Annotated in this window: 7 protein-coding genes and 1 riboswitch; of the genes, 4 read left to right on the forward strand and 3 right to left on the reverse strand. The window is 69.4% G+C overall.

The genetic code is table 11. The features are described from left to right. The first annotated feature begins 65 nt into the window (after nucleotides 1–65). Nucleotides 66–683, forward strand: a complete 618-nt coding sequence (locus Apa02nite_RS24885; RefSeq protein WP_203827122.1) for a class I SAM-dependent methyltransferase — start codon at nucleotides 66–68, stop codon at nucleotides 681–683. Nucleotides 684–741: 58 nt separating this feature from the next. On the opposite strand, the gene Apa02nite_RS24890 is transcribed toward Apa02nite_RS24885, so the two are convergent. Beyond that, nucleotides 742–1,980, reverse strand: coding sequence for a saccharopine dehydrogenase family protein (locus Apa02nite_RS24890; RefSeq protein WP_203827123.1), 1,239 nt, complete (start codon nucleotides 1,978–1,980; stop codon nucleotides 742–744). A gap of 319 nt (nucleotides 1,981–2,299) precedes the next feature. Beyond that, nucleotides 2,300–2,479, forward strand: a riboswitch (cyclic di-AMP (ydaO/yuaA leader). A 1-nt stretch (nucleotide 2,480) separates the two neighbouring features. Here Apa02nite_RS24890 and Apa02nite_RS24895 point away from each other — a divergent pair. Next, a complete protein-coding gene (locus Apa02nite_RS24895) occupies nucleotides 2,481–3,161 on the forward strand; it encodes a LysM peptidoglycan-binding domain-containing protein (protein WP_203827124.1) in 681 nt (226 codons plus the stop codon). Nucleotides 3,162–3,203: 42 nt separating this feature from the next. Here the strand turns inward: Apa02nite_RS24895 and Apa02nite_RS24900 are convergent, their stop codons facing one another. Continuing rightward, nucleotides 3,204–3,569, reverse strand: a complete 366-nt coding sequence (locus Apa02nite_RS24900) for a YybH family protein (protein WP_203827125.1) — start codon at nucleotides 3,567–3,569, stop codon at nucleotides 3,204–3,206. Nucleotides 3,570–3,639: 70 nt separating this feature from the next. On the opposite strand from Apa02nite_RS24900, the gene Apa02nite_RS24905 reads away from it, so the two are divergent. Further along, a complete protein-coding gene (locus Apa02nite_RS24905) occupies nucleotides 3,640–4,515 on the forward strand; it encodes a LysR family transcriptional regulator (protein ID WP_203827126.1) in 876 nt (291 codons plus the stop codon). Between the two features lie 66 nt (nucleotides 4,516–4,581). Here the strand turns inward: Apa02nite_RS24905 and Apa02nite_RS24910 are convergent, their stop codons facing one another. Then, on the reverse strand, nucleotides 4,582–9,417 hold the full coding sequence (locus Apa02nite_RS24910; protein WP_239164548.1) for an ExeM/NucH family extracellular endonuclease: 4,836 nt from the start codon (nucleotides 9,415–9,417) through the stop codon (nucleotides 4,582–4,584). 468 nt (nucleotides 9,418–9,885) lie between these two features. Between Apa02nite_RS24910 and Apa02nite_RS24915 the strand changes: the two genes are divergently transcribed. Then, nucleotides 9,886–10,338 (forward strand): hypothetical protein (locus Apa02nite_RS24915; protein ID WP_203827128.1); only part of this gene is annotated, 453 nt, incomplete at its 3' end.

Genomic DNA, 10,338 nt, shown 5'->3' on the forward strand with positions numbered 1-10,338 from the left:
ATCGCTTTACCGCGGGCCTTCCGGGCGGCTTCGCCGCTTGCGTCCGGCACGGCAGGATCCGGTGCATGTCTTCCCTTTCCGGTACGTCCTCGGCCTACCCGGTCAACTCCAACGAACACTGGGCGCTCTACAACGCCCGGCAGTCCGAGCGTGACGTCCGTGCGACCTGCCGCCGGGCGATGGAACTGGCCGGCCCCGGTGCTGGCCGGACCGCTGTCGACCTGGGCTGCGGAGCGGGCCGGGAAACTCGTGCGCTGCTCGAGTCCGGCTGGCGGGTGACCGCCTTCGACGGCGACCCGACCATGCTGTCCGCTGTCGATCAGCCGCACCTGGCGCTGACCGCCCGCCGGCTCAGCTTCGAGCAGATCACCGAACTCCCCGATACCGACCTGATCCACGCCGCCTACGCGCTCCCGTGGCAGGACCGGTCGCACTTCGATCGCCTGTGGACCCTGATCCGCTCGGCGCTGCGCCCCGGCGGCTGGATCGCCGTGGACCTGTTCGGCGTGCGCGACAGCTGGGCCGGTGCGCCGGGAATGACGTTCCTGACCGAGACCGAGGCAAAATCCCTGGCCGACGGCCTGACCATCGAACACTGGCACGAGGAGGACGAGCTCGGCGCCGCCAGCAGCGGCCCCAAACACTGGCACGTCTTCCAGCTGATCGCCCGTCGCCCCACCTGACCCCACCCCGCCGCGCGCGACCGGAGCGACGAGCGGCGGGAGGAGCGGGTGGCCGGGGTCAGAGCTTGCGGGCCGTGATCTCCACCCCGGCGGTGCGCAGCCGGGTGACCAGGGCGTCTCCGATGGCGGTGGCCGGGGTGAGAACGCCGCCCTCGGACGGGGGCAGGGCATCTCGGTCGAGGGCCAGGGCCAGGGCGGACTCGCCGAGCATCACGGCGGTCGCGGCGTACCCCGGGTCGCCCTTGGCCCGGAACCGCGCGGTGTAGCGCGCGCCGCTCGTCGTGGTGGTGAAGATGTCCATGGTGAAGTGGCCGTTCTGCTGGGTCTTCTCGCTCGGCCCGGTGCCCGGCGCCGGCAGCAGCCGGTCCAGCAGGAAGCGGGCCGGCGGCACCGCGAGCCCGACGAACAGCGCGCCGAGCACGATCTTGGTGCCGGCCGCGATCACCGGCGAGAGCGGCGACGCGCCGACACTCATCGCTTCGCGATACTTGAAACCGCGACCGTACGCCCAGCCCCGCAGCGCGTTGCTCCGCCGCACCACCCGGGTGTTGTAGGACGCCATCACGAACGGCGCGAGCCGTCCGCGCAGTCGCGGGTCCACGTCGGAGGCCGGGAACGTGTCCATGTCGCTCTGCCGGCCCACCTTCGGCTCGGCGGCCCGGTCCGGGCTGAGCGAATACGGACTGCCGGCCACCCGGCGCAGCGAGGGGTCCTTCTTCATCACGTCGACCTGGTTACGCATCGAGTCGATGGTGCCGCCGCTCACCCCGCCGCTCAGGCTGGTCACCACGAGCGTGGTGTCGGTGAGCTCCCCCGCGCCGTCCTGCTCGATCAGTTGATGCAGGACGTGCACCCCGATGTCGGACGGAATGGAGTCGAAGCCGCAGGAGTGCACGATCCGCGCACCGGTAGTGCGGGCGAGCTCGTGGTTCTCGTCGATGCTGTCCCGGGCGAACAGCACCTCACCGGTCAGATCGACATAGTCGGTGCCGGACGCGGCGCAGGCGTGAGCGAGGGGACGGCCGTACTTCGCGTACGGACCGACGGTGGTGATGATGACGTGCGCGCGTCCGGCCAGGGTGGCCACCGCGTCGGGATCGGTGGCGTCCGCGATCAGAACCGGCCAGTCGACGTTCAGCCGAGAGCGGAGCGCCTCCAGTTTCTCCGGTGAGCGGCCGGCCAGTGCGATACGGGTGCCGGCCGGTGCGAATCCGGCGAGATGCTTTGCCACGAGGGCCCCGACGAAGCCGGTGGCACCGTAGACGATCACCTCGAAGTCACGTGAACGATCGCTCATGGTCCGAGATTGTGCACCCCGGACCGCAGCGGCGGGACATCCGGACGCCACAAAAGAACCGAACAAGCAGCGGTGACCCGAAAAAAGCCGCTGTTTACCCACTCCCGACCGGGCTATGCAGACTGACAACGGGTTTCCCCCGTACGGCCGACCACGGTGGTGGAAAGTCTCCCCTCCACTCAAGAAAACGGGTGGTTGTCGGACCAAAGGCAGATCAAAGCGGCTAATTTGTGAGAACAAAGTCACCAGCCCCGCTATCGGACGTGGTCAGTTCCGTGATGCGGTGGCTACCGTCGGCAGTCCGCACTAGCGGACACCGTGGCCGGAACGCCGAGTCCTGCCTGCTGGTCACGGTCAACAACACACAGGCATGGAGCGGGGGACCCACAAGTTCTCCGGCGCGCTCCTCGGAGCGCGCCTCGGGGTGAAGCCGCACCTAGCGGCCGGGCTCCTCGGCCCGAACCCGACAGCTCACCTCGCAGGCGTGGAGGGAAAACTTCATGCTTCACCTGAACAAGCGGGTTCGTCGTGTCCTCTCCCGGCGAGCCCCGGCACCGCGCGCCCATTTTCGGGCCGCGCAGGTCACGTCCACGCAGCCCGGGCTCACACGCACCCGGCTGAAACGCGCGCTCGGCATCACGGTGGCCGGCCTGGCCGGCGCCATCGGCCTGCTGGCCGTGGAAGCCGCACCGGCCAGCGCCGCGCCGAACGTCAACTGGGACGCCGTCGCCAAGTGCGAATCCGGCGGGAACTGGAGAATCAACACCGGGAACGGCTATTACGGCGGTCTGCAGTTCAGCCGCGGCACGTGGCGCTCGCACGGCGGCGGCTCCTACGGCTCCACGGCAAATCTCGCCTCCAAGACCGAGCAGATCACGGTCGCCGAGCGGGTGCTGCGCAACCAGGGCATCGGCGCGTGGCCGACGTGTGGCCGCCGCGGCCTCACCCAGTCCCGGAAGACCGCCACGGTACGGACCACCTCGGTGAGCCCCTACCGCCTCGCGGCCTACACCAAGCCGCTGAAGGCGGGCCGCACCTACGTGGTGAAGCACGGCGACACGCTCTCCAGCCTCGCCGCGCGCTATCACGTGCGGGGCGGGTGGAAGGCGCTCTACCGCGCCAACGCGGGCCGCCTGAGCAGCCCGAACCACCTCCGCGTGGGACAGCGCCTGGCGTTCTGACAAGCGGGTGCGGGGTCCCGCGGCAAGGGACCCCGCGCCTGGTCAGCTCGCCGGCCGGGTGAACTCCGGCTGGTCGAGCACACGCAGCCAGGAACCGTCGGGCTGCCGGCGCACCACCTGCGCCCGTGCCCCGGCGCCGTCTTTCGGCGGGGTCGAGGTGAGGGCCAGGTCGCCGCTGATCAGCGTGGGCAGCGGCGACTCCGGCTCGAACCGCGGCATCCTCGGCAGCACCTCGGCCCAGAACTTCTGGATCGCCGCGCGGCCGACGGTCTGGCTGCCTGGTGGATAGGCCATCACGGCATCCTCCTCATACAGCCACGCCAGGCCCTCGGCGTCTTTCGCGTTGGCGCGCTCGACGAAGAGGCGGGTGAGGTCTTCCGGCTGGAGTGCCTTCTCGCGTTCGCTCATGGCTCCAGCCTTCCGCGCCCGGGTCAACAAGTCCAACGCATAGTTCTTATGACTACTACAATTCCCACTTGTGGATTTGCGGCAGCTTCAGTACTTCGTGGCGGTGGCCGAGACCGGGAGCTTCACCCGGGCCGCGGAGCGGGTGCACATCACCCAGTCCGGGGTGAGCGCCCAGATCAAGGCCCTGGAGCACGAGCTCGGCGCGGAGCTCTTCGACCGCAGCGGCCGCACCGCGCGCCTCACCGACGCGGGTTCGGTGGCGCTGCGCCACGCCCGTGCGGCGCTCGACTCGACCCTCGACCTGCGCGACGCGATCGACGACGTGAAGGGGCTGATCCGGGGCCGGCTGACGATCGGCATGGTGACCGGATGCGAGGTGACGCCGCTGTTCGACGCGCTCGCCGCGTTCCACCGCGATCACCCCGGCATCGAGCTGGAGCTGGCCGAGGCGAACTCGGATCACCTGGTCGCCGGGGTACGCACCGGCAGCCTCGACGTCGCGCTCGCCGGACTCGCGGGTGAACCGCCCGACCACCTCGCGGCGCAGATCATCGTGAGCGAGCGCCTGGTCGCGCTGACCCCGCCGGGCAGCGAGCTGGCGCAGCGCGGCAGCGTCCCGGTCGCCGGGCTCACGTCGTACAAAATCGTCTGTCTGCCGGTGGGGACCGGCATCCGTGACGTGCTCGACCGCGCCGTCCTCGCAGCGGTCGGTGTGCGACCGGAGGTCGCCCTGGTGGCCACGTCCCCGGACACCGTCGCCGGTCTGGCCCGTCGCGGTCTCGGGGTCGCCGTGCTGAGCGAGTCGATGGCCGCCGCGCACCCGGACCTGGTCGCGGTCCCGATCGACGACGTCGGCATTCCGGCCCTGCTCGCGCTGATCTGGCAGGAGCGCGCGAGCCCGGCCCTGTCCGCCTTCCTGAAGCACTGCCGCACCGCTTTCAGCTGATCGAAAACAGCCAAAACGGCAGGAGCCCCCGCCGCAACCGCGGCGAGGGCTCCCGGGACTACCGAGTTACTTGGTGATCTTGACGGTGTAGACCTTGGCGGCCGACTTGTTGCCCGCCTTGTCCGTCGCGAGGTAGCTGATCCGCAGGGTGCCCTTGGCGACCCCGGAGACCTTGAGGCTCCAGGATCCGCCGCTGACCTTCGCGGTCAGCAGCTCGCCCTTGCTCAGCGCCGCGGACTTCGAGGACGCCTTCGTCCACTTGCCGTGGCTGTAGTAGTACCACTTGCCGGAGCGCTGCTCGACCAGCTTGACCCGCACGCTGCTGACGCCCAGACCGGTGTCGCTCACCTTGCCGGTGACCGTCTTCCAGGACGTCGCCTTGTTCGAGCTGTGCGGGACGGTCAGGGTCACCTTCGGTACGAAGACGTCCTTGACGACCTTGAGCGTGCCCGCCGTCACGGTGCTGCCCGCGCCGGCCGCGTTCACCGGGGTCACCTTGACCGAGTACGTGCCGGCCTTGGTGTAGGTGTGCGTGACCGGGGTGTTGGCGGACGCCGAGCCGGTGGTGCCGTCGCCCCAGGTGATCTTGACCGAGGTGCCGTTCACGCCGCTGACGCGGAGGGTGACCGACTGGGTGGCCCAGATCGAACCGGCGCTCAGCGAGTACTTGCCGGCCTGCGCGGCCGCCGTCACGGTGCCACCGCTGACGGTGGCCGTGTTGCCGGCCTTGTCAGTGAGGGTCACGGTGATCGAGAACGTGCCGGCCTTGGCGTACTTGTGAGCGGCCGACTTGCCGGTCAGGGTCTCCGGCGTGCTGCCGTCGCCCCAGTTGACGACCTGCGTGACCTCGGCGACAGCACTGTCGTCGGTCAGCGAGGTCTGCGTCAGGGTGACCGTCTGGCCGGGCCAGATGGTCGTGGCGTTCGCCTGGTAGGTGCCGGTCGGCGCGGTGGTGTCCGACGGCGCCGGGACGTACACGCTGCTGCGGAACGTGGTGTCCGCGGTGATCGGCGTGTACTTGGCGAAGTAGTTGACCAGCATGGTCAGGTCGTTGTCGCCGGTCGTGACCTTGGCGGTGCCCTTGCCGAGGGTGAAGAAGTTGTCGCCACCCGAGGCGAGGAACGAGTTCGACGAGACCCGGTACTGACCGGCCGGGTCGAGGACCACGCCGTTCAGCTTCACCGTGGACGCGATGATCCGCGAACCGGCCGGCTGCGTGGCGTCGTACTGATAGGTGAAGCCCTTGGACACACCCAGGTGCAGGATCGGCCGGGAAGCGGTGGACGGCTGCCACTGCTCCTCGAGCACCTGCTTGATCTGTGCACCGGTGAGGGTCTGGGTGACCATGTCGTTGGCGAACGGCTGGACCGCGTACGCCTCGGAGTAGGTGATCACGCCGTCCTCGCCGACCAGCAGGTCGCTGCGCAGGCCGCCCGGGTTCATGAAGGCGATCTGAGCGCCGCCGCGACGAGCCTCACTGGTCTGGTCGAGCTGCACGTCGGCGATGAAGTTGCCCATCACCGACTCGGCGCCACGGTCCTCGGCGGTGCCGTTGTAGGCCCGCTTGATGTCCGTGGTGATGGTGCCGAGCTGCTTCGCGCCGAGCACCGTCGAGTTGGCCTTGGCGGCAGCCACGATCTTGGCGACCGCCGCGTTCGGCGTGATGTCGTCGGCGGTGGTGTCCGGCGTGCCGGCGTTGGCCAGCACGTCGATCAGCTTGGCCGTCGACGCGGTGACCTGCTTGGTCGCCGGGTCGATGGTCAGGGTGGCCTGGCCGACGCGGACGCCGTAGTCCTCGGCCTGGATCACCGGACGGGTCTTCGTGGTGCCGGGGACCGGGACCTCGAAGGCGTACGGCTGGTGGGTGTGTCCGCTGAGGATCGCCTCGTACTCGGCGCTCACCTTGGTGAAGTCACCGAAGACCGGGTCGGCCTGCAGCGTCGCGGCGGAGGTGATGTTCTCGGTCGCCGCACCCTCGTGGGCGAGCAGGACGAGCACGTCCGCCTCGCCGTTCGACTCGTCGCCGTCGGAGAGCTGGGCGGCCACCGTGTTCGCCTCGGCGATCGGGTCGTGGAACTCGACGCCCTTGATGCCGTCCGGGCTGACCAGCGAGCCGGTCTGCGAGGTGACGACACCGACGTAGCCGACCCGGATGCCGGCCACGGTCTTCACCGTGTAGGCGTCCAGGACCCGCGCGCCGTCCTTGTAGACGTTCGCGCCGAGGTACGGGAAGTTCGCCCGGTCCTCGACCCGTCCGGTCAGGTCGGCGAGGCCCTTGTCGAACTCGTGGTTGCCGACCGCGGAGACCGACAGGCCGGCCGCGTTCAGGGCGTCCAGCGTCGGGTTGTCCGCGTCGATCGACGAGATGAAGGTCGACGCGCCGATGTTGTCACCGGCCGAGCTGAAGATCGTGTACGGGTTCTGCGCCCGCAGCTTGTCGACCAGACCGGCCACGTACGCGGCGCCGCCGACGTTCGTGCTCGGCTGCTCGAGCCGGCCGTGGAAGTCGTTGATGTTGAGCAGCTGCAGGTCGATCGGGTCGGTGTCGATGCCGACGACGACCGGGTCGTGGTCACTGGCCCGGTACGGGTCGGCACCGTAGAACGGCGCGTAACCGTCGTACTGGAACGCGTACGACTCGACCGAGTTGATGTTCCAGATGTCCACGCCGGTGACCCGGTCGGTCAGCGCCGCCGTGGTCAGCGCGTGGTCCAGGGAACCGGACTCGCCGCCGAAGACGTACGAGGACTTGCCCGGCGCCTTCGTGGTGTGCACGTCGGTGTAGCCGGCCTCGTAGAGGACCTGCATCGGGTCTTCCTGGGTGTACGAGTTGAAGTCACCCAGCAGGATCACGTTGTCGGTGCCGCTGTCCTTCTCGACACCCTTGACGAAGTTGACCAGCGACGCGGCCTGACGCTTGCGGTCACCGTTGTACGGGCCCTGCCCGTCACCGGAGTCCACGTTGTCACCGGCCGGAGCGACCGAGGCACTCTTCGACTTCAGGTGGTTCGCGACCACGGTGAAGTCGATCGAGCCGGCGTGGAACGTCTGCGCGATCGGCTCACGCGCGTTCGACCACACGGTCTCGTCGCTGAGCGAGCGGGACGCGCCCTTCGGCGTGGCCTTGGCCGGCTTGTAGATGATCGCGGTGGTGATCACGTCCTGCTCGGCCGCGCTCGGCAGCTCGGCGGGCGACCGGACATAGTCCCAGGTGCCCGCGCCGTCGACGTCGTTCAGCGCGCCGACCAGGGTCTTCAGCGCCAGCTGCGGGTCGTTCGCCTCGAACTTGACCGAGTTCTCGATCTCCATGAGCGCGACGACGTCGGCGTTCATCGCGCTGATCGCCGAGACGATCTTCGCCTGCTGCTTGGCAGCCGCCGCCGCGTCGGTCGCGCCGCGCGCCTCGCCACCGAAGTGGACGAAGTAGTTCAGCACGTTGAAGCTGGCCACCTTGAGGTCGCCGCCCACGGCCACCGGTGCGGTGGTGCGCGGGTTGGCGGCGGTGAAGGTGGTCCGGTTCGCCGCCGGGGTCTCCGCGGAGACCGGGGTGGTCGGCTCGAGCAGCCAGTCGCCGTACGCGTAGTCCAGCACGACCGGGCCGAAGGAGGCGACCTTGTCGCCGGTCCGGATCGGCTCGTCCTTGGAGATGTACGGCGGCGCGATCTTCGCGGTCGACAGGTTGGCGGTCTTGCCGTCGTCCAGCAGGATCCGGGCGTCGCGGTTGGCGGCCTTCAGGGCCTTGGCCGCGTCGCTGCCGGGCTTGGCCACGTCGGTCGGGACCTTCGCCACCGCGTCGCCGGCGGCCAGCACGGCCTCGCCGTAGGTGTTCAGGTAGTACGTGTCCGACACCGTGTACTTGCCGGCCGGGGCGACGAGCATGCCCTCGGCGGACTCGCGGACCGCGTCACTGGCCGGCAGGCTCAGCGACACCGCGGTCGGCACGGTCACGCCGGTGGCGCAGATCTGCGTGTCGGCCTTGGCCGCGAGGGTGATCTCGGTGAGGCCGCTGAACTCGGTCACCGAGCCGGTCACCCGGACCTGGTCACCGATGTTGACGGTGGGCAGGTTCGCGACGGTGCCGTAGACGAGGACGGCGTCCGACGCGGTGCCCTCGGCGACCTTGCGGTCACCGCCGCTGCCCGCGGTCTGGATGTAGAAACCGTTGAAGCCGCCGGTGGTGTGCACCGCGGTGACGACGCCCTCGACGGTGACCTTCGTACCGGCCAGCGGGGACGCCGCGCCGGTGCCCTGCACCTCGGCGATGGTGTTGGTGACCGCGGTGTCGCAGCCGACCGTCGGCTCCGGGTCCGGGGTGGTGCCGCCGCCGCCGTTCAGCGTGCCGAACGAGCTGGCCGCCTCAGTCTTCCAGGCGCCGTCGATCTTCTGGAGCGAGTACCCGACCGGGGTGGCGGTCGACTCGGCGACACCGATGTCGGTCGAGGTCTGTCCGAGCGCCGGGCCGTTGGACGCCGTGACGACGCCCTCGTAGCTGAGGAACTCGGCGAGCGTGCCGTCCGGCTTGACCAGTGCGATCGCGTCGGGCGAGCCGTTCTGCAGGCCGTCGGTCGGGTAGGTCGTCACGACCACACCGGACGCCGGGACCAGACCGCTGAGCGTGGTGGTGCTGTAGCTGGCACCGACGGGGTTTCCGCCGCCGTTGTAGAGAACGATCTGCCAGCCGGACAGGTCGGTCCCGGCCGGGGCCTGGATCTCGATCGCCTCGCCGCTGTCAGCGCCGACGTTGTCGTAGTGGATCTCGCTGATGAAGGGGATCTGTGCTTCGGCGGCGAAAGCCGGCCCGGAGAAGCCCAGACCCAGCGCGGTGGCCAGTGCCGCGGCACCGAGGGCACGAAGAGCGTGGGGGCTCCGTGCCGTCTGGTTCGCCCGAGCACCGGGGTTCACGCTGCGTGTATATGGACGCATCGAGATAGGTCCTCCGATGGAAGTGAGTGGGGCGGAGATTAGGGGCGGTCGATGACGTTCTTTTCTCGATCAGGTAACGGAACGGGGTGCGGCCCACTAAGGACAGGTGGTAATCCCCCCGAATCGACCACTCACGATGGTCACGGTTGAGCATCCGAGAGTCCATTACGGATTGTTACCTGTTGGCTGTCTATACAGCGCGTGACGAAACGTCCTCGTCGTTACGTGCCCGCCACGACCTTCTAAGACCCTTTTTGGTACGACCTGAGCAGTCCGGCCTGCTCCGGGCCGGGTCGTCCGCATCGAGCCCGCCGTCATCGTTCGTGATCTAGTTCCGGCCGAAAGTATGAGACGCGGCTTTAGGGGTATTAAGTCCGTTCTGACATGGTTAGGGAGTGTTTCCGGGGGAGGCGACTGAAGGGAATGGTTATGAAGAAGGCAGCACGCATGCTGACGCTGGCGGGCTTGGGCATGCTGGCCGGCGCCGGACTGTTCGCGGGGCCGGCGCTGGCGGCGCCCGCCGCGGGGCAGTCGGGCAGCGGCACCTCGGCGAACCCGGCGCAGGCGCGGTGGGACGACGACGAGGTCGTCGGCTACTACCGGACCTACCGGTCCTGTGACCGGGCCGGCCGCACCGGCGAGCGCTTCGACGCCTGGGACGACCACGACTGCGAGCGGGTTCGCCGGGGCATCCGCCGCGGCGCCTACGCGTTGATCGTGTCGCAGGACGACTGGAGCGACCGCTGGGACAGCCGCTGGCGTCCGGGCCAGTGGCCGGGCAACTGGAGCGACCGTCCGCAGTGGCCGGGCCCGGGTCGCCCGAACCACGGCGGTCCGAGCCACGGCGGCCCGAGCCACGGCGGACCGTCCAACGGCGGACCCAGCAACGGCGGACCGTCC

Origin of the sequence: Actinoplanes palleronii, from assembly GCF_016862315.1 — a bacterium.
In the GTDB taxonomy this organism is placed as follows: domain Bacteria; phylum Actinomycetota; class Actinomycetes; order Mycobacteriales; family Micromonosporaceae; genus Actinoplanes; species Actinoplanes palleronii.

Bases quoted from the DNA above. Each gene is read 5' to 3' on its own strand.
- Apa02nite_RS24885 (WP_203827122.1), top strand. From the start codon at position 66: ATGTCTTCCCTTTCCGGTACGTCCTCGGCCTACCCGGTCAACTCCAAC.
- Apa02nite_RS24890 (WP_203827123.1), bottom strand. From the start codon at position 1,980: ATGAGCGATCGTTCACGTGACTTCGAGGTGATCGTCTACGGTGCCACC.
- Apa02nite_RS24895 (WP_203827124.1), top strand. From the start codon at position 2,481: ATGCTTCACCTGAACAAGCGGGTTCGTCGTGTCCTCTCCCGGCGAGCC.
- Apa02nite_RS24900 (WP_203827125.1), bottom strand. From the start codon at position 3,569: ATGAGCGAACGCGAGAAGGCACTCCAGCCGGAAGACCTCACCCGCCTC.